This window comes from Massilia varians, assembly GCF_027923905.1.
GTDB classification, from domain to species: Bacteria; Pseudomonadota; Gammaproteobacteria; order Burkholderiales; family Burkholderiaceae_D; genus Telluria; species Telluria varians_B.
Genome location: NZ_AP026966.1, coordinates 3,752,212 through 3,778,035 on the forward strand (window position 1 = coordinate 3,752,212; position 25,824 = coordinate 3,778,035).

The following is a 25,824-nucleotide window of genomic DNA, read 5'->3' on the forward strand; positions in this document are numbered from 1 at the left end:
TCAGTCCTTGCGCAGGCGCAGCGCGTTGAGCACCACGATCGCCGAGCTGCCCGCCATGCCGATGCCGGACAGCCAGGGGTTGAGCAGCCCGGTCGCCGCCGCCGGGATCGCGGCCAGGTTGTAGACCGAGGCCCAGATCAGGTTCTGGCGGATCACCGCCAGCGTGCGGCGCGCGGTGACGGCGGCGTCGGCCAGCGGCAGCAGGCTGTCGCCCAGCAGCACGCCATCGGCATGCACCTGGGCCAGCTCGGCGCCGCGCCCCATGGCGAAGGAGACGTCGGCGCCGCGCAGCACGGCCGCATCGTTGCTGCCGTCGCCCACCATGGCCACCACCGCGCCGTCGGCCTGCAGCTCGCGCACGAAAGCCAGCTTCTCGGCCGGCAGGCGGCCGCCGAAGGCGCTAGCGATGCCGAGCTGGCGCGCCACCGCGCTGGTGGCGGCCTGGTCGTCGCCGCTGAGCAGGATCACGGTCTTGCCGCCGCGCTGGAAGCGCCGCACCACTTCCTGGGCCTCTTCGCGCAAGGCATCGGACAGGTCGAAACGCGCCAGCCACTGCCCTTCGCAGGCCAGCCAGGCGCTGCTGGTGCCGCTCGGCGCCGCCGAACGCGCGACGCCGCCGGCCAGCTCCTGGACGAAGTCGGCGGTGCCGATGCGATACACCACGCCGTCGATGCTGCCTTCGATGCCGCGGCCGATCTCGGCGCGCAAGCCGCGCGCGCTCAAGCCGTGGCTCGGCATCGCCGCACGGATCGCCATGCCGATCGGATGGGAGTTCTCGGCCTGCAGCGCGGCGCCGATGCGCAGGCACAGGTCGCTGTCGAGTGCGCCGACCGGCTGCACCTGGCGCAGCACCGGGCGGCCCAGGGTCAGGGTGCCGGTCTTGTCGAATACCACATGGGTGGCGCGTTCGAAGGTTTCCAGCGTGTGCGGGGCAACCGCCAGCACCCCGCGGCGCAGCAGGCGGTCGGTGGCCGCCGCCAGCGCGGTCGGGGTGGCCAGCGACAGCGCGCACGGGCAGGACACCACCAGCACCGCCACCGCGGCATGCCAGGCGCGCTCGGGGTCGACCGTGTTCCAGATCAGGTAGACGGCGGCGCTCAGGAGCAGCAGGGACAGCACGAACCAGGCGGCGACGCGGTCGGCCCACAGCGCGATCGCCGGCTTGCCCTGGCCGGCGCGCTCGACCAGCTTGACCAGCATCGCCAGCGTGCTGTCGCGCGCCGCCGCGGTGATGCGCACCACGACAGCCTGGCCGGCATTCACGGCGCCGCCCGGCAGCAGCTCGCCCGGCCCCATGCGGCGGGTGCGGCTTTCGCCGGTCAGCAGCGAAAAATCGAGCTCGGTGCAGCCGTCGACGATGACGCCGTCGGCCGGCACCGCGCGCCCCGGCGGCACCAGCACCAGTTCGCCCACCGCCAGCTTTGATGCCGGCACCAGCTCGGTATCGCGCGCCAGCGGACCGCCCCGCAGGCGCAGCCCCGAGGCCGGCACCCCGCCGCGCAGGGTATCGAGGGCCTGGGTGGCGCGCCGGCGCGCGCCCAGCTCCAGGTAGCGGCTGCCCAGCAGCAGGAACACGAACATCGTGATCGAGTCGAAGTAGACCTCGCCCTTGCCGGACGCGAGGGTGACGCAACTGCCGGCGAAGGCGGCCGCGATGCCCAGCGCCACCGGCACGTCCATCCCCGGCACGCCGCGCTTGACGTCGCGCCAGGCGCCGGCGAAGAACGGCAGGGCAGAATAGAACACCGCCGGCAGGGTCAGCGCGAACGAGGCCCAGGCCATCAGCGCGCGCATGTCCTCGTCCATGGTGCCGTCCTGCGCCAGGTAGACCGGCACCGCATACATCATCACCTGCATCATCGACAGGCCGGCCACGAACAGCTGGCGGAACAGGGTGCGGCGTGCGCGCTCGATCCGTTCGGCATGGCGCTGGGCGTCGTAGGGCGCGGCGAAGTAGCCGATGGCGCGCAGTGCGCGCACGATCGCGCTGGGGCGGCACAAGGCCGGATCCCAGCGCACCAACACGCGCCCGGTGGCGACGTTCAGGGCCACTTCCTGCACGCCGGCCAGCTGTCCCAGGCGGCGCTCGACCAGCCAGACGCAGGCGCCGCAGCGCACCCCTTCGATCGAAAAGCTGCCCTCACCTTCCATTCCCTGCTGGTCGAACAGCGCCAGCTCGGGTTCGTCACCCCTGGCGGCGTTCGATGCCGCATACTCGGTGCGCACGCTGTAGTAATCGGCGAAACCGCCGGCCACGATCGCCTCGGCCGCCGCGGCGCAGCCGGGGCAGCACATGCTGCGCACCGCGCCGTCGACCCGGGCCTGCCAGCGGCTGCCTTCCGGCACCAGGGAACCGCAGTGAAAGCAGCCCGCGGCGGCGTCGATGGCGGCGGCGGGCGGCGCGGCCTGTGCCAGCACCGCGCTCATCCTTGCGCTCCCGGCGCTACGCACAGGACGTCGATCCAGTGGGCCCACATCCCGGGCGCGGCCATGCCGCCGGCGGCGCGCCACAGGCCGAGCAGGCCGAAGCCGAGGATCAGGAGGCCGCAGGCCAGGCGCACCTGGCGCTGCCCGAACAGGGTGCGCAGGCGCACCCCGGCCATGCCGATCGCCGCCAGCATCGGCAGCGTGCCGAGCCCGAATGCCAGCATCACGCCGGCGCCCTGCAGGGCGGAGCCGCTCAGCAGGGCCGTCACCAGCATGCTGTAGACCATCCCGCAAGGCAGCCAGCCCCACAGCGCGCCGGCGGCGAACATGCGCCCCGGGGTGGCGCCGGGCCCGAGCCGGCGCAGCAGCGGGGAGATGCGGCGCCACAGCGCCTGCCCGCATCGTTCCAGCAGCGCCAGGCCGCGCCAGGTATCCATCAGGTACAGTCCCAGCGCCACCAGCATCAGGTTGGCCAGCACGTAGGCCCCCAGCTGCAGCGAGGGCAAGCCGGCGAGGCTGGCCGCGCCGCCCGCCAGGCCGCCGGCGAGCGCGCCGGCAGTAGCATAGCTGGCGATGCGCCCGGCGTTGTAGGCGGCCACGTGCGCGGCCGCCGGCGCCAGGCGCTGGACGGTCACGGTGCGCACCGGCACCGGGAAAGCCGGCCGCGGCGCGACCGACATGGCGCCGACGATGCCGCCGCACATGCCGGCGCAGTGGACGCTGCCGGCCAGGCCGACCAGGAATACCGGGAGCAGGCTGAGGTTCATACGGTCTGGGAGTAGCGCGGCCCCTCGCTGCGGGCGGCGAGATAGCGGTCGAACACCATGCACACGTTGCGGATCAGGAGGCGTCCCTTCATGGTCACGGTCAGCCATTCCGGGCCGACCGTGACCAGCCCGTCCTCTTCCATCTGGCGCAGGCGCGCCAGCTCGGGGGCAAAATAGTCGCGGAACACGATCGGGAAGGCCTGTTCCAGCGCCGGGATCGACACCTCGAACTGGCACATCAGCTTCTGGATCAGGCTGCGGCGCAGCGCGTCGTCCATCCCGAGGCGGATTCCCCGCGCCACCGGCAGCTCGTTCTGGTCGAGCAGGTCGTAGTATTCGTCGAGGGTCTTGACGTTCTGACTGTAGGTGGCGCCCACCGCGCCGATGGCCGAGACGCCGAAGGCCACCAGGTCGGTCTCGGCATGGGTCGAGTAACCCTGGAAGTTGCGGTGCAGCCGGCCCTGGCGCTGGGCCACGGCGAGGTCGTCGTCGGGCTTGGCGAAATGGTCCATGCCGATGTAGACGTAGCCGGCCGCGCCCAGGCGCTCGATGCACAGCTGGAGCATCGCGAGCTTGGTGTCGCTTGGCGGCATGTCGGCTTCCACGATGCGGCGCTGCGGCTTGAACAGGTGCGGCATGTGGGCGTAGTGGTAGACGGCGATGCGGTCCGGGCTTGCCGCGACCACCTTGTCCAGGGTCTGGCGCATCGTGTCCATGGTCTGCTTCGGCAGGCCGTAGATCAGGTCGATGCTGACCGAACGGAAACCGGCGGCGCGCGCGGCATCGATCACGGCGCGCGTCTCGCTCTCGGGCTGGACGCGGTTGACGGCGCGCTGCACCTCGGGGTCGAAGTCCTGCACGCCCAGGCTGATGCGGTTGAAGCCCTGGCGCCGCAGGGTGTGGACGCGCTCGCTCGATACCGTGCGCGGATCGACCTCGATCGCATACTCGCCCACCTCGTCGGGCGCGAAGCGGAAGTTGCGGCGCAGGTGCGCCATCAGGTCGTCCATCTGGGCATCAAGCAGATAGGTCGGGGTGCCACCGCCGAAATGCAGCTGCTCGACCTCGTTCATGCCGCCGAACAGGGCGGCCTGCATCGCGATCTCGCGCTTCAGGTAGGCCAGGTAAGTGGCGGCCTTCTCGCGCTTTTTGGTGACGATCTTGTTGCAGGCGCAGTAGTAGCAGACCGTGTCGCAGAACGGAATGTGCAGGTACAGCGACAAGGGACGGGCGCCGCCGCGGGTGAGCAGGCCGGCCACGGCATGCAGGTAGTCGCGGTAGCCGAACTTGTCGTCGAAACGGTCGGCGGTCGGATAGGAGGTATAGCGCGGGCCGTTCCTGCCGAGGCGCTTGAGCAGGTCCAGATCGACGTCGACACCCGAAGCGGCGGCGGTCTGGGTTGCCGGGTGGGCAAGGATGGGAACCACGGGCTTGCCCACGGCCGGTAACACTGTTGCGTGCATGTCAATCAACTCCTGCTGCTGCCGGTTTGCGGAACTGCAAAACGGTTCGAATAACAGGCAGTTTATTGATCAGCGTCGTGTAAATCCTTGACTTGCATCAAATACGGACGAGTCTGGCAGAGCTGCGGGGGGCGTAGGGTGGGCGGCTCTACCTGACAAGGTGACTGACCGCGCCAAAAGCGCCGCCCACGCGGTGATGGTTATCGGCTCCGTCATCGCGCCGGATGATCTCGCTGCGAACGATCACCGCGTGGGCGGCGCTGATGGCGCGGCCAGCCACCTGTTCACATCGAGCCGCCCACCCTACGCCACCTGGCCGGCCGGGCTTAGCGCCGCGCCGCGCCGCCTTCGTCGAGCTTGAACACCGACAATGCCTGCACCAGATGGAAGGCCTCGTCGGCCACGCTGGCCGAGGCATTGGCCGATTCCTCCACCAGGGCCGCGTTCTCGCGGGTGATCTGGTCGAGCTGGGCCATGGCCGCATTCACCTGGGCGATGCCGGCGCCCTGCTCGCGGCTGGAGTCGGTGATGCCGTTCATGATCGCGGCCGCCTCGACCACCGAGGCCACCACTTCGCGCATGGTCCGGCCGGCGTCGCCCACCAGCACGTTGCCTTCGCCGACCTGCTGCACCGAGGTCTCGATGAGGGTCTTGATCTCCTTGGCCGCCGCCGCCGAGCGCTGCGCCAGGCTGCGCACCTCGCCGGCGACCACGGCGAAGCCGCGCCCCTGCTCGCCGGCGCGGGCCGCCTCGACCGCCGCGTTCAGCGCCAGGATGTTGGTCTGGAAGGCAATCCCGTCGATCAGGCCGATGATGTCCACGATGCGGGTGGCCGAGGCGCTGATATTGCCCATGGTATCGCCGACCCGGCCCACGGCGTCGCCCCCGCGTCCCGCGACCTTCGAGGCCGCCACCACCAGCCCGTCGGCGCGCACCGCGCTGTCGGTGTTGTGGCCGGCCGCCTCGGCGATCTGCGCCAGGCTGCTCGCGGTCTGCTCGAGGCTGGCCGCCTGGGCTTCGGTGCGGCTGGCCAGGTCGCCATTGCCGGCCGCGATCTCGCGGGTCGCATGTTCGATCGAGGCCACGTTGCGGCGCACGTCGCCGACGATGGCTTTCAGGTTGACGTTCAGCTGGCGCAGCGCCAGCTGCAGGCGGCCGATCTCGTCGTTGCGGCCCGGCTCGCAAGGATGCGACAGGTCGCCGCCGGCCAGCGCATACACGGCGGCGGTGGCCTCGCGCAGGGGACGGGCGATGGTGCGATGCAGTTCGGCCCAGGCCGCCAGTGTGATCGCCACGCCGGCAGCCGCCAGCAATTTCCACAGCATGCCGTCCGCGGCCAGGCCGAGGCCCGCCATCAAGAGCGCCTGCCCGGCCATGACGATGGCGAGGCGGCGCGACAGCGGCAGCGAACGCAGCGCATCGAGGCGGGCGCGCCAGCCGAGGCGGCGCAGCGCGCCGCGGTGGATCGCCAGGCCCTTGGCTTCGCCGGCGCGGAATTTCCGATACAGCTCGCTCGCCGCCTGCACCTGCGCGCGGCTCGGCGCCGTACGTACCGACATGTAGCCGGTGACGCGGCCGGCCTCCTTGACCGGCACCACGTTGGCGACCACCCAGTAGAAGTCGCCGTTCTTGCGGCGGTTCTTGACCAGGCCGGTCCAGGGCTCGCCCGCCTGCAGCGTGCGCCACATGTCGGCAAAGGCTTCCGGCGGCATGTCCGGATGACGAACGATGTTATGCGCCTTCCCGAGCAGTTCATGCTCGTCGAAGCCGCTGACTTCGATGAAGCTGGGGTTGATGTAGGTGATGCGGCCCTTGGTGTCGGTCTTCGAGACGATCGACTGGCCCTCTTTCATCAGGTATTCGATGCCGGTGACCGGCAGGTTGGTTCGCACGCGCTTCTCCTTGTTGCCGTAAGGCAAAACTTCAAGCGCACGATTCTAGCAAGTGAATCCCTGAAATTTTTGACTTGGATCAAATTTAACCGAGTGCATGTGGCACAAAAACACATCAGAACCTTGATTCTCGTCAAAGGTTGCCATTGGTGTAAGCTTTCGAGATGGACAACATGACACACTCGCTCGTCGGCCTCGCCCTTGGGGAGCTGGTCGAACGCGCCCTGCCCGCCTCCAGCGATCCGGCCCGGGGCCGCACCCGCCGCCGCGCCCTCCTGCTCACTGGCCTGCTGTCCAGTAATTTCCCTGACCTCGACCTGGTGCTGACGCCGCTGCTGCCGGCCCCGCTCGGCTACCTGATCCACCACCGCGGCCACACCCATACCCTGCTGTACGCGCTGCCGCAGGTGCTCCTGCTGCTGGCCCTCACCTGGCTGCTGTGGCCGGCGGCGCGCCGCCTGCTGCGGGAGGACCGCAGCGCCCGTCACGCCGTGCTCGCAACCGCCCTGCTGGGCATGCTGCTGCACCTGTCCTTCGACGCCCTGAACGTGTACGGGATCCACTCCTTCCACCCGGTCGATTCGCGCTGGCTGTACGGCGACCTCGTCTTTATTGTCGAGCCCGTGTTCTGGACCGCGCTCGGCGTCGCGCTGGCCCTGCTGTCGCGGCGCGCGCCCCTGCGCCGGCTGGGATTGCTCTTCTTTGCCGCCATGCCGGTGCTGTTCACCTGGATGGGCTTCCTGCAATGGGGGCCGCTCGCCGGCCTGGGCGTGGTGGCGCTGCTGGTCGCGAGCGCCAACTTCAAGCTCGGCGCGCGCGCCGGGCTGGTGGCGGCCTTGCTGGCCTGCGTGGGCTTCGTCGGCATCCAGGCGGTGGCCGGACAGCTCGCGCGCGGCCAGATCCGCAGCGCCCTGCAGGAAGCAGCGCCGGACAGCCAGGAGCGCGACATCGCGTTGTCTGCCTTCCCGGCCAATCCGGTGTGCTGGTCCTTCGCCACCGTGTCGGAAGGCCCGGCGGCCGGCAGCTACGGGGTACGGGTTGGCGTGCTCAGCCTGGCGCCGGGCCTGAGCCCGGTCTGGACATGCCCGCAACGTTTCGGCGGCGTGCCGGACAGCGCCAGCGAGGCCGATGGCAAGCCGGTAGCCCGGGCCGCGCAGGGCCGGGACGCCGAGCCGGCGGCCGGGGCGATGCCCGCGGCGACAGCGGCCCTGGCCTGGAAATTCAGCGAGACCGGCAGCCTGGCCGCATTCCGTGCGCTGCAGCGGACCAACTGCCACTTCGACGCCTGGCTGCGTTTCGCCCGCGTACCTTCGCTGGTGGAGGGCAAAGCGACCGACATCCGCTTCGGCCCACCCGACCAGCCTAATTTCTCGACCCTGCCGTATGCCGCCCGTGCGGCAGACCCCTGCCCGTCACCGCTTGCACAATGGGGCTATCCGCGCGCCGACCTGCTCGGCTGGAAGGAGCAAGGCGCACGCTAAGGGGCGCGCTCAGGTGCTCGCCTTGGCGCGGTGCGCAAGGCCGTGCCCGCCCGCACCCGGCCCTGCTTGTCGGCATGGGCGATGACGCGCCCGAAGAAATCCATTAGGGCGGGCGCGTGCACGTCGAAACAGAACCCGTCGCGCACCTGCCAGACGCGCTCGCGCAGCGCGGCCATGGCCGCGCAGTCGTGCAGCTGGCGCGCCAGGCCTTCGATGCTGTCGAAGAACAGCCCGATACCGAGGCGCCGCGCCAGCGCCTGCGCCGCCACGATGGCGCCGCCGTTGTCGAACTGAATCATCGGCAGCCCGGCCGCGGCCAGGGTGGCGACCCGCGCCGGGATGTTCAGGTCGTCCCAGTCGGCGCGCCGGATGTCGCCGCCGTTCTGGCTGCGAAACACGTGCAGCCAGCCGGCGTCGTACCGGGAAAATTCGCGCACCCATCCGTCGGGGTCGACGTTCGGGTGCAGGTGCAGGTGTTCCGGCGCCAGCGCCAGGGCCTTCGCTATCCACTCGCGCCACTGGGCCCTGCGTAAAGTCGCCATAGAAATGCAGGTGGATGCCGTGGCGCGCCAGTTCGGCCACCGTGGGCGGATGCAGCCCGATCGGCCGGCCCGGCACCACGGTGTGCACCTGGCCGCCCGCGCCCGGACCGGCGCCGGACAGCAAGGGGGAGCGCGCCTGCAGGAACCAGGCGCGGCGCGGCAGGTCGCCGTCGAGCACGTGTTCAGGACGGGGCGCGCAGCAGCTGGCGGGCAGCCCTGGCACGGCGGTAGCGAACCAGTCGCGCATTTCAGGGCTGCTGTAGATGCAGCCGTCGGCCAGCCGCACCAGGTCGGCCAGCAGCGGCCAGGTCCCCTTCTCGATGCAGATGAAGGGGCCTTCCTTGAAATGCCACACGAAAGGAATGTCCGGGGTGTGCATCAGCACCTCGTGGGCGAAGGGCAAGGCCTGCCAGTTGAGCTGGGCGTAGATGAGATCAGGCTCGATGCGCGCCAGCGCCTCGCGCCAGCCGTGGCGCGGCAGTTCCTCGACCCGGCCGAAAGGCAGGGGCCCGACCGTATTGAACCAGCTCGGTGTCGGCGTCCATAAGCCATACAACTGGTGTCCCAGGGCCTCGAGCGCCAACACGCGGTCGGCGTTGTAGGCCAGTTCGCCGGCCAGCACGATCTTCCGGCCCTTGCGCGGGTCGCGCGGCCGGGTGCCGCGCAGCTGCCCATACAGCCGCTGCTCGTCGATGCGGTTGCCGGTGCTGGTGTGGAAGTGCAGCGGCCCCGCTACCCGGTAGTGCTGGCGGAAGGGATTGATGCCCCCGAGCGGTTCGCGCATGCGTTTGTGGCGCTGGCCCGGATGGTCGACCCACTCGCAACTGAGCGCACCGGCCGGCACGAAGGCGCCCTGCGCGCGCAGCCCGGTCCAGAACAGGCGGTCGAGGTCGTCGCTCTCGAGCTCGGCGCGCTGGCGCCAGCGCAGCGCGGTGCGGCGGTGCAGGCACTGGACCAGTTGCAGGCATTCGCCCGGCACGAGGCCCTCGGCGCTGCGGTTGTAGTGGTGGCGCACGCCGGCATAGGCCAGCACCGCGCCGGGCGCATGCCCGAGGCAGGCCACCAGCTGGGCCAGGTGTTCGGCATACCAGACGTCGTCGCTCGGCAGGTAGGCCAGCAGTTCGCCGCGGGCGGCGTGAAGGCCGGCATTGATGGCCCGACCCAGTCCGCCATTGCTGTCGAAGCGCAGGTAGCGCACCCGGACGTCGGCCAGCCAGGGCGCCAGGGTGCAGGCGGTGTCGTCGCAGGAGCCGTCGTCGACGATGACGAGCTCCCAATCGGTAAAGGTTTGCGCCCACAGGCTGTCGAGGGCGCGGCCGATGAAGGCCGCCTGCTCGAAGGTGGGCATGATGACGCTCACGCGCGGGGAATCGGGGATGGGCGGCTGGCTGCTCATGAGGGTGACCGGTTGTGAAATGCTTGCCCAGATTGGAAGGCGGCGCCCGGCCGCGTTTGCGGCATGTCAGCAGTGCGCGGGACCTCGCGCCGCCTTGAACGCAAGCAGCGGCCGCGCCGCAAGGCTATACTCGCGGCATGCATCCCGACCAGTCCCTCCCCGATACCGCGTGCTACTGCTCGGCGCTGCGCCAGGCTTCGCGCTACGTCACCTCGTTCTACGACCAGATGCTGTCCGGATCGGGTCTGCGCGTCACCCAGTTCGCGATCCTGTCCCGGCTTCGGCCGCGCCCGGCAAGCGTGACCCAGCTGGCCCAGAACATGGTGATGGACCGCACCACGCTGGCGCGCAACCTGCAGCCCCTGGTGCGCGCCCAGCTGGTGCAGGTGCGCCCCAGCGAGCAGGACCGACGCGAGCGCATCGTCGAGCTGACCGGGCTCGGGCGCGACAAGGTCGAGGCCATCCTTCCCGCCTGGCGCCGCGCCCAGGCCCGCTTCGACCAGCAGTTCGGCGCGGAGCGCGGCGCCCAGCTGCTGGCAAGCATGCGCGCCGTGGTCGACAGCGGCCTGCACCAAGCCGGCGAAGCGGCGCCGGCCGAACCCGACTGAAGGGCGTAGCGGGCGCGGCACTTGCCATTTTTTCCAGTAAAATCACCGGTTTCCCACCGCGCCGACTGCCGTGCCCCCTACCGAACCCACGCTAGCCTTCCTGTCGAACGGCGGCGCCCTAGGTGCCCGGATCCACGCGCACGACTGGAACGCCCACCCGCTCGGACCGATCAGCGCCTGGCCGGCAGCCCTGCGCACCACGCTCGGCATCGTGCTGAGCTCGTCCTTCCCGACCTTCCTGGCCTGGGGCCCGCGGCTGGAGCTGTTCTACAACGACGCCTACCAGCCCCTGCTCGGCAACAAGTCCGCCGACGCGCTGGGCCGGCCGCTGGCCGAGGTCTGGAACGAGGTGTGGGAGGCGGTCGGCCCGTATGCCGAGCGCGTGCAGGCGGGCGAGTCCTTCTTTTTCGAGAATTTCGGCGCCACGCTGGAACGCCATGGCTACCGCGAGCAGGCCTGGTTCACCTTCTCCTACAACCCGCTGCGCGACGACCAGGGCCAGGTGTGCGGCCTGCTGTGCACGGCCATCGAGGTCAGCGACAAGGTGCGCGCGCTGGCCAGGCACAAGGAAGCGGAAGAACACCTGGCCCTGTCGCTCGAAGCCTCGGGCAACATCGGTACCTGGTCCTACGACCTGGACACCGCCGCCACCTATGTGGACGAACGCTTCGCGCGCCTGTTCCAGGTCGACGCCGCGCTGGCGCGCGAGGGCACCGAGCTGGTGCGCTTCACCGACATGATCCATCCCGCCGACCGCCCTAGGGTGCTGGCGGCGATCGACCGCGCCATCCTCACCGAGACCCTGTACGACATCGAGTACCGGATTCCGCAGCGCTCCGGCGTGGACGTCTGGGTCAACGCCCGCGGCAAGGTGTTCGCCAACCCGGATACCGGGAGCCGCCGCTTCGCCGGCATCGCGGTCGACATCACCGAGCGCAAGCACGCCGAGCAGGCTCGCATCGAGAGCGAGCGCGCGGCGCTGGCCGCATCGCGGCGCGCCGACGAAAGCGCGCGCCGGCTCGACGTGCTGCTCGACGCCGCGCCGGTCGGCATCGTCTATGCCGACAGCGCCGGCCAGCTGCTGGTGGCCAACGCCGCCAACCGCCAGATCTGGGGGGGCCACCCGATGTCGGGCGAGGTCGACGAGTACGCCGAATGGAAAGGCTGGTGGCCGGATGGTTCGCCGCGGGCCGGACAGCGCGTCCAGGCGCGCGAGTGGCCGCTCGCGCGCGCATTGCAGGGCGAGGCCCAGGCCGCCGGGGTCATCGAGATCGAACCTTTTGGCGAGCCCGGCACGCGCCGCACGGTCCTGGTGCGGGCCGCGGCGATCCACGACCGCGAGGGGGCGGTGGTCGGTGCGGTGGCGGCCAACATGGACATCACCGCCCAGGTCGAGGCGGAGCGGGCGATGATGGAGAGCGAGGCCAAGTTCCGCCTGATCGCCGACGCCATTCCGCAACTGGCCTGGTCGGCCGACGCGGGCGGCACCAACGATTACCTGAACGCGCGCTGGACCGAATTCACCGGCATGCCGCTCGAGCGCATCGGCGGCAACGGCTGGGGCGCGGTGGTTCATCCGGACGACCTGCCGGCCCTGCTCGCCACCTGGCGCGACAGCCTGGCGCTGGGCCGGCCCTACGAGCTCGAGCACCGCCTGCTGCACCGTTCCGGCGAATACCGCTGGATGCTCAACCGCGCCCTGCCCCTGCTCGACCAGGCCGGCAAGGCCACCCGCTGGATGGGCACCCTGACCGACATCCACGACAAGAAGGCCGGGGAGGAAGAGTTGCGCGCGCAGGCGCGCCGCAAGGACGAGTTCCTGGCGATGCTCGCGCACGAACTGCGCAACCCGCTGGCGCCGATCAGCAACGCCGCCCAGCTGCTCTCGATGGCCGCCCTCGACCCGCAGCGGGTGCGCCAGTCGAGCGGCGTGATCATCCGCCAGGTGCGCCACATGACCTCGCTGGTGGACGACCTGCTGGACGTCTCGCGGGTGACGCGCGGCCTGGTGGAACTGGAGCGCGAGCGGGTCGACCTCAAGGCGGTCGTCGCCAGCGCGGTCGAGCAGGCCAGGCCGCTGATCGAAGCGCGCGGCCACGCGCTCGAGCTGCACATGGCATCGAAGCGCTGCTGGGTGCACGGCGACCGCATCCGGCTGGTGCAGGTGATCGTCAACCTGCTGGGCAACGCGGCCAAGTACACGCCCCAGGGCGGCGCCATCGCGCTGTCGGTGGAGACCGGCGAGGCGGAGGTGACGATCGCGGTGCGCGACAACGGCATCGGCATCGACCGCGCCATCCTGCCGCACGTGTTCGAGCTGTTCACCCAGGCCGAGCGCACTCCCGACCGCTCTCAGGGCGGGCTCGGCCTGGGGCTGGCGCTGGTGCGCAGCCTGGTGCAGCTGCACGGAGGACGGGTCGCCGCCCGCAGCGACGGGGCGGGCAAGGGCAGCACCTTCAGCGTCACGCTGCCGACCGTCGACGGCGGCGCCGGCAGCGCGGCCGCAGAAGCGCAGGCGGCGCCGACTTTCCGCGCCGGCGCCGGCCGGCGCATCCTGGTGGTCGACGACAACGTCGACGCGGCCCTGTCGCTGGCCGAGGTGCTGCGCTCGCTCGGGCATCGGGTGGACACCGCGCACGATGCGCAGGACGCGCTGGCCCGGGCGGAACAGGAATGGCCGGATGTCTTCATCCTCGACATCGGCCTGCTGGACATCGACGGCTACGCGCTGGCGCACCGCCTGCGCGCGAGCGAGCGCGGACCGGCCGCGACCCTGCTCGCCCTGACCGGCTACGGTCAGGCCCACGACCGGGTGCTGGCGAAGACGGCCGGCTTCGACCACCACTTCGTCAAGCCGGTGGACCTGGCGCCGCTGGTGGAGATCATCGAACGCGCGCCGCGCCCGGAATTAAGGCAGGCTTGATCGCTTGCGCTCCATGCAGGGCGCCAGCCGGGCCGTTCTCGCTGGCGCCGCCGTCGGCGCAGTTCGACGGGGCGTCCTAGGTGGGCACGAGCACGGCGTCGCCGCCTGCCGTTCAATGAGGGAAGCGCCTGGACTCAGCTTGCCAGCCGGCCGAGCAGCGCGTCGATCTCTTCGAGCCCTGCCGGCTTGGTGAGATGGGCGTCGAAGCCGGCCGCATGCGCTTCGCTGCGGTCGTGCTGCGCGCCCCAGCCGGTATGCGCGGCCAGCAGCGCGCCGTCCAGGTGCGGCAGCCTGCGGATCTCGCGCGCCAGTTCGTAGCCCGACAGGCCGGGCATGCCGATGTCGAGGATCAGGAGGTCGAAAGCGCGCTCCCGCGCCAGCGCCAGCGCGGCGCGGCCGTCGTGCGCCATGCTGACCCGGTGGCCGCGCGCGCCGAGCACCGCGCCGAGCATGGTCGCGGCGTCGACGTTGTCGTCTGCCACCAGGACGCGCAGGCCAGGTGCCGGATGCCGGCCCGCCGGAGCCCGCCCGGGCCTTGCGGCGCGTCCGGGCGCTGGTGGCGCCAGCGGCAGCCGCAGCGTGAATGTACTGCCGAGCCCGATACCCGGGCTGGCGGCCTTGATCGTGCCGCCATGCATCTGCACCAGGCTGCGTACCAGCGCCAGGCCGATCCCCAGCCCTCCCTGGGCGCGGCCGATGTTCTGCGACACCTGGCTGAACATGTCGAACACGCTTTCCAGGGCATCCTGGGGGATGCCCATGCCGCTGTCGCGCACCGCGAGGATGAGCTGCCCGTGTTCCGCGGTCCGCGCCGACAGCGCGACCACTCCGCCCGAGGGCGTGTACTTGCAGGCGTTGGTGAGCAGGTTGGTCAGCACCTGGGCCAGGCGGGTCGGGTCGGCATCCAGCCATAGCGCCTCGTCCGGCAGCTCGGTCTCCAGCCGGTGTCCGGCCGCTTCGATCATCGGCATCACGCCTTCGATGGCGACATTGACGACCTGGGCCAGGGCGACCCGCTCGCGCTTGAGCTCGATCTTGCCGCTGTCGATGCGCGCGATGTCCATCAGGTCGTCGATCAGGCGCACCATCTGGCGCAACTGGCGGTCCATCATCGTGCGTGCCCTGGCCAGCGCTTCCGGGCTGCTGCCCGACAGCTGCATCAGGTCCAGGCCGGTGCGCAGCGGCGCCAGCGGGTTGCGCAGTTCGTGCGCCAGCGTCGCCAGGAAGCGCGTCTTGCGGTTGTTGACGTCGCCCAGGTCCACCGTCGCCTGGCGCAGGCGTTCCTCGGCAAGCTTGCGCTCGGTGATGTTGCGGCTGACGGTCGCGTAGCCCTCCGGCACCCCGTGCTGGTCGCGGATCACGTATACGGTGTAGATGATCCAGATCGGCTCGCCGGTCCGGAAGTGGCGGATCCGCACTTCGGTCTCGCTGTGCCCGTCGCGCGCGACGCGCGGCAGGAAGACCGTCGCGATGAAGTCGCGGTCTTCCGGGAAAAAATAGTCCGCCACCGGGGTGGCCAGCGCCTCCTCGCGCGTCGCGGCGCCGACCATCCGCATCGCGGCCGGGTTCATGTAGAAGATTTTCAGGTCGAGCCCGGTCATGCCGATGAAATCTTCGCTGCGCTCGGCCAGCGTCACGAAACGCTGGCGCTCCAGCTCGACCTGGCGCCGGTCGTGAATGTCGGTGGTGGTGCCGACCCATTCGCGCACCGCGCCGTCCTGGCCGAAGATCGGCACCGCGCGCGCCACCGTCCAGCGGTGCCGCCCGTCGGCGGTGCGCAGGCGCTGCTCGTGCTCGAAGGGCAGGCGCCGTGCGACGCAGTCGCGCCAGCGCGCCAGGAAGGCCGGGCGCTCGCCCGGATGGACCGCCTCGATCCAGCCGAAGCCTTTCCATTCCTCATAGGTCTGGCCGGTGTAGGCGCGCCAGGTCGGGGAATCGGCCTGCATCGTGCCGTCCGACCGGCAATGCCATACCACCTGGGTGGTCGCCACGATCAGCGAACGGAAGCGCTCTTCGTTCTCCCGGATCGCTTGCTCCGACTGCAGGCGCTCGGTAATGTCGCGCGTGGTGCCGGCCACCGCCTCGACCTCGCCGTCGGGCCCGAGCACCGGCACGAAGATGTATTCGTACATGCGGCGCCCGAAGGTGCCGTTGAAGGGCACCACGCCCTTGATCGGCGCCCGCGTCGTTTTCACCTGCTCGATCTCGCGCCCGTGCATCTCGGCGTGCCAGGGCTCGTAGCCGAGCTCCAGGCAGGTCTTGCCGATCGCATCATCCCAGCTGCGGCCCCACATCTGCAGCAGGACTTCGTTGGCGTAGGTGAAGCGGTGCTGGAGGTCGAACACATAGGCCAGGTCCGGGGTGCTCGACAGGAAGGCCTCGTACAGGCGGCGCCGCTGCTCCGACTCGCGCGCGAGCGCCTGCAGTTCGCGCTCGGTGGCGCGCTCGCGGGTGACGTCGCGGTAGAGCACGGCGACGCCTTCCTCGTACGGGTAGGCGTGCACGCTGAACCAGCGCGTCTGCCCGCCGCGCTCGTAGGCGAGCGGCAGCGACTGCGGCGTCCGTTCGCGCATCACGCGCTGGTACAGCAGGCCGGCGGGCTGCTCCCGCGAACCCGGCCAGACCTCCCAATGGCTGCGTCCGACGATCTCGGCGGCGGGCCGGCCATCCATGGCGACGCCGGCCGCATTGATCTGCAGGACGACGTAATCCCGGTCCAGCAGCACGAAGCCGTCCTGCAGCGTCTGCAGGATGTGGTGGCTGCGTTCCTGTTCGAGGTGCAGCCGCGCCTGGGCGCGCTCGCGCTCGACGATCGGGGCCAGGTGGCGCGCGCAGATGTCGGTGAGCTGCATCTCGCGTTCGTCGGGCACGCGCACCTCGCCGAAATACAGGCTGATGACGCCAAGCGCGGCGCCGTCGCTGTCGAAGAAGGGGGTGCTGTACAGCGCCCTGATTTCCTGTTCGGCCGCAAAGTCGCGGTACCCGGCGTAGATCGGGTCGACTGCGGTGTCTTCCACGATGACCCGCCGCTTCTGGCTGAACGCGGTGCCGCAGGCTCCCGCCCCCGGCAGGACGCAGCGCAGCGCCGCCAGGCCGGCGGCGTCCAGGCCCTGGCTGGCCTGGGTAAGCAGGCCGCCCACGCCGGGGTCGTACAGCGAGACCACGCCTTTTCCGCAGCCATGCAGGCTGGCGACCGTGCGCAGCACGATGTCGAACTGCCCGGCCAGCGTGGGCGCCTCGAGCAGCCGCTCGCTCATCGCATGGAGTTGCTGCCAGTCTTCCAGCTTGCGCGCGAGGTGGTGTTCGGACACCGCCAGGGCGACGTCGCTGCGCATCTTCGCGGCCGCCAGCTCGGCCTGGGCCTGCCTGCGCTGCGCCGCCTCATCCTCGAGCCGTCGGTTCAGCTCCAGCAGTGCGGCGCGGTTGCGCTGCTCTTCGGTGACATCGTTGCAGACGACCAGCACGCCGCGAATGCCCGCCTCGTCCTCGATCGGGCTGAAGCCGTAGGTCCACCAAGCATCGGCCAGCACGCCATTGCGCACCAGCGGCACCCGTTGGTACTCGTTCCAGGTGGCGCCGCCGCCGGCCATCACCTGTTCGATCTGCGGACCGATGATCGGCCAGGCCTCTTCCCAGCAGTCGCGCCCGCGCTGGCCGAGGGCGGCCGGATGGCGCCCGTCATCGAGCGTGGCGCGGTAGGCGTCGTTGTAGAACTGGATCAGCTCCGGCCCCCACCAGATGAACATCGGATGATTCGAGCTCAGGAGCAGGCGCAGCGTGGTCCGGAGCGCGCCCGGCCAGGCCGCGGGTTCGCCCAACGGGGTCGCGGCCCAGCGGTGGGCGCGCATCAGCGCGCCCATTTCGCCGCCGCCGGAAAGGAAGGCTGCCGGCGCGGACATCGGCTTGTCGCAATCGACAGGCAGCATGGCGTTATGGGGTGGGATTGAGTTGCCGGACAGTATAGCCGACGCGGCAGGCACTGCCTGGCTTTCCAACTCATCGGTAACAAGAGGAAACGATTGTTTCGTCCGTTACGGTTTGGAACAATTTCGAATCGTGCATACCTGCGGCCGGCATTAGGATTGTTGCATGAACTTCAGCTTTTCTACCCCAACCAGCGGCGCGTGCCTGGTGAAGCTCTGGGCCAGCGGACGTTACGGCTTTTCGCTGCCGAAAAAGGTCGAGATCACGGGACCGGACGGCGTGACCTCGACCTACCTGTACCACAGCCGAAAAGTCGGACTGACGTCCGAACTCACCAACCGCACGCTTGTCAGAATCGCGATTGCCCAGTTCCTGCAAGGCGCCGTGGGCGAAGGCCACCAGATCGACGACACGGTGGCGCCCTTCCCCGGCACCCTGACCCAGATCCGGCCTTTCGCCCCGCCCCCGCCGCCGCCGCGCGTACGGCCATCGCGGGTGATGCCGCGGGCGGGCTCGGTCGCCAAGGGGGCGGCATGAATTCAACACGGAAGACGAGGTAGACGCATGCGTATCACCTATACCCCCGGCCAGGTCGCCATGCTCGTCGGCAGGGCCGAACGCCAGCTCGAACAGATCGTCGCCGACTCGGTGCGCGAGACCGGCAACGGACGCAATATCGCGCGCGGCGCCCAGCACATGCTGCACGAGACGGTGGTCACCCTGATCCGCCTGTACCGCGAGCAGGTGCCCGGCGGGGCGCCGGTCGCGACCCGCATCGCGCGCGCCTATGCCAAGGGGGCGGACGCCCATACCGGAGTGCCGACCCTGGCCTGCGTGCGCACCATGCTCTCGATCGTGCGCGACGCCGGCGCGCTGCTGGCGGAACCGCAGCTGGATCCCGCGCTGGACGCGCCCCAACTGGACGGCCCGCAGCATCGGCCCGCGGCCGCACGGCTGGGACCGGCTTAGGCAGACTGCTCCGCGGTGCCGGCCCGGCGCGCATGGGTGCTGCCGCGCGCGGCATGCCGCTGTGGCAGGTGGCGCAGCAGCTCGGCTACGCCAGCCAGTCGGCCTTCACGACCATGTTCAGGAAGACCTTCGGCAGCACGCCGTCGCGCTACTTCACGGATGACGGCCGCGGCTAGAAGCTGATGACGAAGCGCGCGCCCTGCCCCGGCGGCCGCGCATAGCGCACCGTGCCGCCGTTCTCGTGGACCAGGTGGCGCACCATCGCCAGCCCGATGCCGCCGCCCTGCTTCTTGGTCGTGAAGAAAGGCGTGAAGATGTGCTTGACGAGTTCGGGCGGCACGCCGGGGCCGTCGTCCGCCACTTCGATGCGCAGGCGGCCGCCGCGCACCAGGCGGGCGCTGACGCGCGCTCCCGCCCGGTCGAGGCCGGCGCTGGCCTCGAAGGCATTCTTGAGCAGGTTGATCAAGGCCTGTTCCAGTTGCCCCGGGTCGGCCACCAGCTCGAGCGTGCTCGGCTCGACCGAGAACCGGACCTGGCCGCCGTGCGCGCGCCAGGCGGGGGCGACCAGCGCGCGCACCCGCTCGAACAGGGCGGCAAGCTGGATGCGTTCCGGCCGTGCGGCCGGCACGTTCGACAGGCTGCGGTAGCTGGCCACGAAATCGGCCAGGCTGTCGGCGCGCCGGCTGATGGCGTCGAGCGCGGTGACCAGATCGTGGGCGACATCCTGCGGCAGCGCCTCGCGCACCTCGTCCAGCATGTCGCGTGCGGTGCGCGACAGCGACGCCACCGGCGTGAGCGAATTCATGATCTCATGGGTCAGCACGTGCACCAGCTGGCGCCAGGCGTTCAGCGCTTCCGCTTCCAGCTCGCTCTCGACCGGCATCAGGGCGGCCAGGCGCTGGCTTCTTCCCTGCAGCGCCAGTTCGGACACTGCCAACAGCGCGCGCTCGGCCCCGCGCTCGGTCTCGAACTGGATCATGCTGCGGCGCTCGCCCGGCTGGCCGGCCAGCTGGCGGTAGAGCGCGGCCGGTTCGACGGCGCGGCCGGGCGCGACCAGCTTGCGCGCATTGCCATTGAGCGGCTGGACCCGCGCAGCCGCGCAGTCCTCGCCCGCGCCCTCGATGCGAAACAGCGCGATCGGCGCGTGCTCCAGGCTGGTCTCCAGCGCCAGCGCATTGTCGACCAGGTGCTGCTGTTCGATGCTGAGGACGGCCTTCGGTTCGGGCGGCCTGGGGTGGCGCAGCATGGCGAGACGGCCGAGGCAGCCCCACAGCGTCCACAGCAGGGGCAGCGCCGTCAGGGCGCACAGCACCACCAGGCGCGGTGCATCGTGGACCATGCCGGCGCCGAAGGCCAGCACGGCGACGCCCGCCAGGCACAGCAGGACGGCGGCCTTGAGCTGCCCTTCCCGCGGCCTAGAAGCCATGCTTGCCCAGCTTGCGGTACAGCGCGGCGCGGCTCAGGCCCAGCATGCGCGCGGCCAGGCTGATGTTGCCCTTGGCCTTGTCGAGGGCGGCGGCGATGGTCTCGCGTTCCAGCGCCCCGAGGCTGAAGCCGCCGGTCCGTGCCGGCGCTTCCACGGCCGGCGCGGCGGCGGCAGGCGCAGCCGGCGCCGCCAGTCCGAAGTCCTCGAAGCGGTATTCCGGCTGCGCCGCCAGAATGACCGCGCGCTCGCAGGCATGGCGCAGCGCGCGCACATTGCCGGGCCAGGGCCAGGCGCACAAGGCGTACAGCGCATGCGGGGCCAGCTCGCGCACCGGGCGGCCGTACTGGGCTTCGTACAGCGACAGGTAATGGTGCAGCAGCTGGGGGATGTCGTCGCGCCGCTCGCGCAGCGGCGGCACCCGCAGCACGATGGTGTTCAGGCGGAACAGCAGGTCGGGCCGGAACACCGCCGCATCGAACAGGCGGGCTTCCTCCAGGTTGGTGGCGCTGACGATGCGCACGTCGATCGGCTCGGCCCGGTCCGCCCCCAGGGGCGTGACTTCGCGCCGCTCCAGCGCGGTGAGCAGCTTGGCCTGGGCGCCGAGCGGCATGTTGCCGATCTCGTCGAGGAACAGGGTGCCGCCGCGCGCGGCCTGGAAGCGCCCGGCGCGGTCGGCCCTGGCGTCGGTGAAAGAGCCCTTGCGGTGGCCGAACAGTTCGCTTTCGAACGTCGCTTCGGGCAGCGCGCCCATGTCCACGGCGAGAAAGGTTTCCCCGCTGCGCTTCGAGGCCGCATGGATGGCGCGCGCCACCAGTTCCTTGCCCACGCCGTTCTCGCCCAGCACCATCACGTTGGCCTCGGTCGGGGCGACCGCGGCGATCATGGCGCGCAGTTCGCGCATCGGGCCGGAGTCGCCCATCAGCGGCGAGCCGGCAGTGGCGCCGGCCGGCGCATCCGCAGGCGCGGTGGCGGCGTGGCGCGCCAGGGCGCCGTCGACCGCCGCCGCCAGGCGCGCGTTGTCCCAGGGCTTGGTGATGAAGTCGCTGGCGCCGCGCTTGAGCGCCTCGACCGCCAGCGGAACGTCGGCGTAGGCCGTCAGCGCGATCACGCCGGGCGGACGCGGCAGCGCGCGCAGGCGGTCCAGCACCGCCAGTCCCTCGGCGCCGTCGATGCGGCCGGGGGTGAAGTTCAGGTCGAGCAGCACCAGCTCGGGCACGCCGCCCGCCAGCACCGCATCGAGCGCGCGCGGATCGCCCAGCGTCGCCACTTTTCCGTGGCGCCGGCGCAGCAGCATCTGCGCGGCGCAGGCGACGTCCTCGTCGTCGTCGAGGATCAGGATGGAGGTGGTCGAAGGGGACATTCGTGAGCGTGGGCAGTCATGACGGAATCGCATTCTAGCAGCGCCAATCGGCGCGGTGGACAGGCCGCCGGACACCTGTCCGGCTGCGAACATGCATACCTGTCCGGATCCGGACACTCTTGCCCGAAAACCGTCCGCCAGGCCGCAAAACCGGGGTGGCACGGAAGTTGCGAAGACTGGGGCATTTCAACCCGCAGTCTCGAACACAGAACCATATGGACCGACTCCCTCCCCAAGCCCAGGCCCAGGCCGTCACCGGCGCCGCCATGGACGTCGTGGTGCCCAGGCGCCGCGGCAAGCTGTATGTGCACGCCGGCGTGACCCTGGCGCTGCTGGCCGCCTTCGGCGCCGGCGCCTGGCACTTCATGCCGCACGGCCTGCAGGTGGACAGTGCCGACGTGCGCGTCGCTAGCGCCGCCACCGGCATCTTCCGCGACGACATCGTGGTGCGCGCCACCGCGCAGCCGCTCAATTCCATCATGCTCGACTCGGTCGAATCGGGCCGCGTCGAGGAAGTGCTGGTGGAGGACGGCCAGGCGGTCGACAAGGGCCAGCTGCTGTTCCGGCTGTCCAATCCGCTGCGCAACCTGGCGCTGCTGGAGCGCCAGGCCGAACAGGCGCAGCAGATCTCGAACCTGGCCAACCTGCGGGTGGCCCAGGAAACCAGCCGCAGCGAACACCGGCGCCGTCTCTCGGATGCCGAATTCGCGGTGCAGCAGGCCGAGAAGCAGCATGCGCGCAACAGCCGCCTGGCCCAGCAGGGCTTCATTTCGGCGGTGGCGCTGGAAGAGTCCGCCGACCAGCTGGCCCAGCAGCGTCGCACGCTGGAGAACGAACAGCGCCGCTTCGACACCGAGGAGCGGGTGCGCCAGCGCGGCCTGCAGCAGATGGAAACCGCGATCGACGGCTTCGCCTCCGGCCTGCAGCTGGTCAGCGCCACCGTCGATGCGCTGGCGGTGCGGGCGCCGGCGGCCGGCATGCTGACCGACTTCCGCCTGCAGGTCGGCCAGACCGTGCAACCGAACCAGAACATCGGCCGCATCGACGACCCCAAGCGCTTCAAGCTGTCCCTGCAGGTCGACGAGTTCTACCTGAGCCGGGTGACGCGCGGCCTGGCCGGCAGCGTCACCCAGGACGGCAAGGTCTATCCCTTGAAGGTGAGCGCGGTATTCCCGCAGATCCGGGAAGGCCGCTTCACCGCCGAGATGGTGTTTACGGGGGAGCAGCCGGCCGTGATCAGCCCGGGCCAGAGCCTGGACGCGCAGCTGACCCTGGGCCAGCCGGCCCAGGCCCTGCTGCTGCCGACGGGTGCGTTCATGAACGACAACGGCGGCGCCTGGGTCTTCGTGGTCGACCGGGCCAGCGGCCGCGCCGAGAAGCGCCCGGTGCGCCTGGGCCGGCGCAACAACAGCCACGTCGAGGTCCTGTCCGGCCTGAGCGCGGGCGAGCAGGTCGTCATTTCCAGTTACGGGCCGTTCGGCAAGGCCGAGCAGCTGCAGATCAACCACTAAGCAGTGACAGAAAAACAGAAAGGAAGCACCATGCTGAAACTCCGGGGCGTCTCCAAGATCCACCAGGCGGGCGAAGTGCAGACCCGCGCCCTCGACCGCGTCGACCTCGACATCGCGGCCGGGGAATACGTCGCCATCACCGGCCCGTCCGGCTGCGGCAAGTCCACCCTGCTGAGCGTGCTCGGCCTGCTTGACGTGCCGAACGAAGGCGACTACTTCTTCGAGGGCCAGAACGTGGCCGGCTGGAGCGAGGCGCGCCTGAACGCGCTGCGGCGCGGACGGGTCGGCTTCATCTTCCAGAGCTTCAACCTGATCGAGGAGCTGAGCGTCTACGAGAACGTCGAACTGGCGCTGGAATACACCGGCACCGCGGCCGCCGAGCGCCGCCGCCGGGTCGAGGCCATGCTCGAACGCCTGGGGGTGGCGCACCGCGCCAGGCACCGCCCATCGCAGCTCTCGGGCGGCCAGCAGCAGCGCGTGGCGATCGCGCGCGCGCTGGTGGCCGAGCCGAGCATGCTGCTCGCCGACGAGCCCACCGGCAACCTGGACACGGCCCACGGCGACGAAGTGATGCGCCTGCTGCGCAACATCAATCAGGAAGGCACCACCGTGGTCATGGTGACCCACTCGCCGGCCCACGCCGCCCAGGCCTCGCGCACCCTGCACCTGGTGGACGGCCGCGTGGTGGTCGACGCGCTGCAGGCGGCATGAGGAGCGATGATGATCTTGCGTGACGCATTGCGTGATTTCCGCATCGGCTGGCGCCTCCTGGTCAAGGAGCCGGCGTATTCGGCGGTGGTGGTGCTGGGCCTGGCCGTCGGCTTCGCCGCCTGCTTCCTGCTGCTCGGCTACGTCGCCCATTCCCTATCCTACGACCGCCACGTGCCTCAGCGCGAACAGGTCTACCGTCTCATGCAGAAGTGGAATACCGCCAGCGCGAGCGGCCATTGGAGCGACACCTCCAGCCTGCCGGCGCGCGACGCCGTGGTCGCCAGCGGCGCACCGGTACTGGCCAGCGCCTTCATCGAGAGCGACATCGACGTGCGCGTCGGTGGCCAGGTGCAGACCATCAGCCTGACCGTGGTCGACCCCGACTTCCGCCGCATCATCAATCCGCCCGTCGCGGCCGGCAACCTGGCCGAAGCGCTGGCGCGGCCCGATGCGCTGGCCTTGAGCCGCGAAACCGCCACCAGGCTGTTCGGCCGCGATGACGCCGTCGGCAAGACCGTGCAGGTGGCGGGCCAGCCCTACCGCGTGGCCGCCGTGCTGGAAGACCCGCCGGCCGCCACGGTCCTGCCCTTCGCCGCGCTGGCAGGCATCAAGACCGCGATCTGGAAGCCGGAATACCGGCAGCTGGTCACCACCAACTGGGGTTCCTCGCACGGCGGCGTCTACGTCAAGCTGCTGCCCGGCGCCAGCCAGCAGACCGTGCTCGATTCCGTGCGGCGCGCCATGCTGGCCTCCAGCTTCTACCAGCGCATGAGTCCCGAGCAGGTGGCCTCGCTGGGCGGCCGCGACCTGCTCGACTTCCGCCTCGGTCCCTTGAGCGACGCCTACCTCGACCCCTTGATCAAGTTTCCTTCGCCGATCCACGGCGACCGCAAGACCATCTTCGGCCTGGCCGCGGTGGGGGTGCTGATCCTGGTGCTGGCCGCCACCAACTACGTCAACCTGGCCACCGTGCGCACGGTGCGGCGCCAGCGCGAGATCGCGGTGCGCAAGGTGCTCGGCGCCAGCACCGGCACGGTCAGCCGGCATTTCCTGGCCGAGTCGGTGCTGGTGTGCCTGGTCGCCACCGCGATCGGCCTGCTGCTGGCCTGGCTGCTGCTGCCGGTGTTCTCCGACCTGGTGCAGCGCAAGCTCGACCGGATGTTCACCCCCGTGTCGATCGGCCTCGGCCTGCTGCTTGGCGTGCTGGTCGGCCTGCTGGCCGGCGCCTATCCGGCCTGGTCGGCCATCAAGGTGCGCCCCACCGCGGCCCTGGCCGGCCGCGGCAACAGCGAGACCGTGGGCGGGCTGCGCCTGCGGCGCGTGCTCACGGTGCTGCAGTTCGCCACCGCCATGGGCCTGACCAGCCTGACCCTGGCCGTGGCCTGGCAGACCCGCTATGCCAGCAGCCTCGATCCGGGCTTCGACCCGGCGCCGCTCCTGATCGTGCCGACCGCCGACGACATGCGCAGCGCCAACGTGCGTGCCTTCCGCGACGCGCTGGCGCGCCTGCCGGGCGTGTCCGGCGTGGCGGTGAGCGACGCGCCGGTGACCGTCAACTTCAACAGCACCGCGCTGCAGCGCGACGGCGGCAGCCCGATCGAGATCCACTGGGCCCGGGTCAGTCCCGAATTCTTCGGCGTCTACGGAATCAAGCCGGCCGCCGGCCGCCTGTATGAGCCCACGCGCGACAAGCTGGAAGACGAGAACAAGATCGTCATCAACGAAGCGGGGGCGCGCAAGTTCGGTTTCGCCAGCGCCCAGGATGCGGTCGGCAAGTTCATCCGCACGCCGGGCGGCGAGGACACGATGCAGGTGGTGGGCGTGGCGCCGAACCTGCGCCACCGCTCGGCGCACGAGGAGATGCAGGCCACGGTCTACTTCCTGGGCGAGCGCAGCGGCGTGTTTACCGTGCGCGCCGAACAGGACGGCGCGGCGGTGCAGCGCGCCATCGAGGAACTGTGGCCGCGCTACTTCCCGAACGACGTGCTGGACGTGCAGCGCATGTCCGCCCTGTTCGCCGCCGGCTATGCGGACGACCTGCGCCTGGCCAAGCTCCTGGGAGCCTCGAGCGTGATCGCCACGGCGATTGCCGCCTTCGGCATCTACGTGCTGGCCGCCTACAGTGTGCAGCGCAAGGCGCGCGAGATCGTCTTGCGCAAGCTGTACGGCGCCGGCCACGCCGCCATCGGCCGCCTGGTGGCGCGCGAGTTCGTGGTCTTGATCGGCATCGGCGCCCTGGTCAGCCTGCCGATCGCCTTCGTGGCGGTGCAGCGCTACCTGGCCGGCTTCACCGAGCAGGCGCCGATCGGGGCCTGGACCGTGAGCGCGGCCCTGCTCGTGGCCGCGGTCGTGGCGACCGGGTCGACCGCCCGCCATGCGCTGGCGGCGATGCAGATCCGCCCGGCGCAGGCACTGCGCGAATAA

General features: G+C 70.5%; 17 protein-coding genes. 9 read left to right on the plus strand and 8 right to left on the minus strand.

Annotated elements, in window-relative coordinates; translation table 11 throughout:
• The 4 genes from MasN3_RS16870 to MasN3_RS16885 all read right to left on the minus strand — a co-directional run bounded on the left by MasN3_RS16870 (nucleotide 1) and on the right by MasN3_RS16885 (nucleotide 6,549).
• Complete coding sequence (locus MasN3_RS16870) at nucleotides 1-2,427, minus strand: heavy metal translocating P-type ATPase (RefSeq protein ID WP_281908728.1); 2,427 nt, start codon at nucleotides 2,425-2,427, stop codon at nucleotides 1-3.
• On the minus strand, nucleotides 2,424-3,194 hold the full coding sequence (locus tag MasN3_RS16875) for a sulfite exporter TauE/SafE family protein (protein WP_281908730.1): 771 nt from the start codon (nucleotides 3,192-3,194) through the stop codon (nucleotides 2,424-2,426). Before MasN3_RS16875 ends, MasN3_RS16870 begins: the two co-directional genes overlap by 4 nt.
• Nucleotides 3,191-4,657, minus strand: a complete 1,467-nt coding sequence (gene hemN, locus MasN3_RS16880; RefSeq protein WP_281908732.1) for an oxygen-independent coproporphyrinogen III oxidase — start codon at nucleotides 4,655-4,657, stop codon at nucleotides 3,191-3,193. The genes MasN3_RS16875 and hemN overlap by 4 nt, the downstream gene beginning before the upstream one ends.
• A gap of 326 nt (nucleotides 4,658-4,983) precedes the next feature.
• Nucleotides 4,984-6,549 carry a methyl-accepting chemotaxis protein gene (locus MasN3_RS16885; protein WP_281908734.1) on the minus strand — a complete coding sequence of 522 codons (1,566 nt, stop codon included), beginning with the start codon at nucleotides 6,547-6,549 and terminating at the stop codon, nucleotides 4,984-4,986.
• Between the two features lie 173 nt (nucleotides 6,550-6,722).
• Here MasN3_RS16885 and MasN3_RS16890 point away from each other — a divergent pair, with 173 nt between their 5' ends.
• Nucleotides 6,723-8,030, plus strand: a complete 1,308-nt coding sequence (locus tag MasN3_RS16890) for a metal-dependent hydrolase (RefSeq protein WP_281908736.1) — start codon at nucleotides 6,723-6,725, stop codon at nucleotides 8,028-8,030.
• Between the two features lie 9 nt (nucleotides 8,031-8,039).
• On the opposite strand, the gene MasN3_RS16895 is transcribed toward MasN3_RS16890, so the two are convergent.
• Complete coding sequence (locus tag MasN3_RS16895; protein ID WP_281908737.1) at nucleotides 8,040-9,968, minus strand: glycosyltransferase family 2 protein; 1,929 nt, start codon at nucleotides 9,966-9,968, stop codon at nucleotides 8,040-8,042.
• A gap of 137 nt (nucleotides 9,969-10,105) precedes the next feature.
• Between MasN3_RS16895 and MasN3_RS16900 the strand changes: the two genes are divergently transcribed.
• On the plus strand, nucleotides 10,106-10,576 hold the full coding sequence (locus tag MasN3_RS16900; protein ID WP_281908740.1) for a MarR family winged helix-turn-helix transcriptional regulator: 471 nt from the start codon (nucleotides 10,106-10,108) through the stop codon (nucleotides 10,574-10,576).
• Between the two features lie 70 nt (nucleotides 10,577-10,646).
• The gene (locus MasN3_RS16905; RefSeq protein ID WP_281908741.1) at nucleotides 10,647-13,499 is read left to right on the plus strand and encodes a PAS domain S-box protein; all 2,853 of its coding nucleotides are present in this window, start codon (nucleotides 10,647-10,649) and stop codon (nucleotides 13,497-13,499) included.
• A gap of 134 nt (nucleotides 13,500-13,633) precedes the next feature.
• On the opposite strand, the gene MasN3_RS16910 is transcribed toward MasN3_RS16905, so the two are convergent.
• A complete protein-coding gene (locus MasN3_RS16910; protein WP_281908742.1) occupies nucleotides 13,634-17,425 on the minus strand; it encodes a PAS domain-containing protein in 3,792 nt (1,263 codons plus the stop codon).
• Between the two features lie 205 nt (nucleotides 17,426-17,630).
• Between MasN3_RS16910 and MasN3_RS16915 the strand changes: the two genes are divergently transcribed.
• Genes MasN3_RS16915 through MasN3_RS16925 form a run of 3 tightly spaced genes read left to right on the plus strand, consistent with a single transcriptional unit; the run spans nucleotide 17,631 to nucleotide 18,568 of the window.
• Complete coding sequence (locus MasN3_RS16915; protein ID WP_281908743.1) at nucleotides 17,631-17,960, plus strand: hypothetical protein; 330 nt, start codon at nucleotides 17,631-17,633, stop codon at nucleotides 17,958-17,960.
• Nucleotides 17,961-17,987: 27 nt separating this feature from the next.
• Nucleotides 17,988-18,392 (plus strand): hypothetical protein, encoded by a 405-nt coding sequence (locus tag MasN3_RS16920; protein WP_281908745.1) that lies wholly within the window; start codon nucleotides 17,988-17,990, stop codon nucleotides 18,390-18,392.
• Nucleotides 18,393-18,424: 32 nt separating this feature from the next.
• Nucleotides 18,425-18,568: a helix-turn-helix domain-containing protein gene (locus MasN3_RS16925; protein WP_307730369.1), complete on the plus strand. Its 144-nt coding sequence runs from the start codon at nucleotides 18,425-18,427 to the stop codon at nucleotides 18,566-18,568.
• Here the strand turns inward: MasN3_RS16925 and MasN3_RS16930 are convergent.
• Together MasN3_RS16930 and MasN3_RS16935 are read right to left on the minus strand one after the other, a co-directional pair.
• Complete coding sequence (locus tag MasN3_RS16930; RefSeq protein WP_281908747.1) at nucleotides 18,565-19,818, minus strand: sensor histidine kinase; 1,254 nt, start codon at nucleotides 19,816-19,818, stop codon at nucleotides 18,565-18,567. The genes MasN3_RS16925 and MasN3_RS16930 overlap by 4 nt on opposite strands.
• A complete protein-coding gene (locus MasN3_RS16935; RefSeq protein ID WP_281908748.1) occupies nucleotides 19,808-21,178 on the minus strand; it encodes a sigma-54-dependent transcriptional regulator in 1,371 nt (456 codons plus the stop codon). Before MasN3_RS16935 ends, MasN3_RS16930 begins: the two co-directional genes overlap by 11 nt.
• Before the next feature lie 215 nt (nucleotides 21,179-21,393).
• On the opposite strand from MasN3_RS16935, the gene MasN3_RS16940 reads away from it, so the two are divergent.
• Genes MasN3_RS16940 through MasN3_RS16950 form a run of 3 tightly spaced genes read left to right on the plus strand, consistent with a single transcriptional unit; the run spans nucleotide 21,394 to nucleotide 25,824 of the window.
• Nucleotides 21,394-22,689, plus strand: coding sequence for an efflux RND transporter periplasmic adaptor subunit (locus MasN3_RS16940; RefSeq protein ID WP_281908749.1), 1,296 nt, complete (start codon nucleotides 21,394-21,396; stop codon nucleotides 22,687-22,689).
• Nucleotides 22,690-22,719: 30 nt separating this feature from the next.
• Nucleotides 22,720-23,400 carry an ABC transporter ATP-binding protein gene (locus MasN3_RS16945; RefSeq protein WP_281908751.1) on the plus strand — a complete coding sequence of 227 codons (681 nt, stop codon included), beginning with the start codon at nucleotides 22,720-22,722 and terminating at the stop codon, nucleotides 23,398-23,400.
• Between the two features lie 6 nt (nucleotides 23,401-23,406).
• Nucleotides 23,407-25,824 (plus strand): ABC transporter permease, encoded by a 2,418-nt coding sequence (locus MasN3_RS16950; protein WP_281908753.1) that lies wholly within the window; start codon nucleotides 23,407-23,409, stop codon nucleotides 25,822-25,824.

Excerpts from the sequence above, each read along its gene's own strand:
- MasN3_RS16870 (WP_281908728.1), bottom strand. The coding sequence starts at position 2,427 with ATGAGCGCGGTGCTGGCACAGGCCGCGCCGCCCGCCGCCGCCATCGAC.
- MasN3_RS16875 (WP_281908730.1), bottom strand. The coding sequence starts at position 3,194 with ATGAACCTCAGCCTGCTCCCGGTATTCCTGGTCGGCCTGGCCGGCAGC.
- hemN (WP_281908732.1), bottom strand. The coding sequence starts at position 4,657 with ATGCACGCAACAGTGTTACCGGCCGTGGGCAAGCCCGTGGTTCCCATC.
- MasN3_RS16890 (WP_281908736.1), top strand. The coding sequence starts at position 6,723 with ATGACACACTCGCTCGTCGGCCTCGCCCTTGGGGAGCTGGTCGAACGC.
- MasN3_RS16895 (WP_281908737.1), bottom strand. The coding sequence starts at position 9,968 with ATGAGCAGCCAGCCGCCCATCCCCGATTCCCCGCGCGTGAGCGTCATC.
- MasN3_RS16900 (WP_281908740.1), top strand. The coding sequence starts at position 10,106 with ATGCATCCCGACCAGTCCCTCCCCGATACCGCGTGCTACTGCTCGGCG.
- MasN3_RS16910 (WP_281908742.1), bottom strand. The coding sequence starts at position 17,425 with ATGCTGCCTGTCGATTGCGACAAGCCGATGTCCGCGCCGGCAGCCTTC.
- MasN3_RS16920 (WP_281908745.1), top strand. The coding sequence starts at position 17,988 with ATGCGTATCACCTATACCCCCGGCCAGGTCGCCATGCTCGTCGGCAGG.
- MasN3_RS16925 (WP_307730369.1), top strand. The coding sequence starts at position 18,425 with ATGGGTGCTGCCGCGCGCGGCATGCCGCTGTGGCAGGTGGCGCAGCAG.
- MasN3_RS16930 (WP_281908747.1), bottom strand. The coding sequence starts at position 19,818 with ATGGCTTCTAGGCCGCGGGAAGGGCAGCTCAAGGCCGCCGTCCTGCTG.
- MasN3_RS16935 (WP_281908748.1), bottom strand. The coding sequence starts at position 21,178 with ATGTCCCCTTCGACCACCTCCATCCTGATCCTCGACGACGACGAGGAC.
- MasN3_RS16940 (WP_281908749.1), top strand. The coding sequence starts at position 21,394 with ATGGACCGACTCCCTCCCCAAGCCCAGGCCCAGGCCGTCACCGGCGCC.
- MasN3_RS16945 (WP_281908751.1), top strand. The coding sequence starts at position 22,720 with ATGCTGAAACTCCGGGGCGTCTCCAAGATCCACCAGGCGGGCGAAGTG.
- MasN3_RS16950 (WP_281908753.1), top strand. The coding sequence starts at position 23,407 with ATGATGATCTTGCGTGACGCATTGCGTGATTTCCGCATCGGCTGGCGC.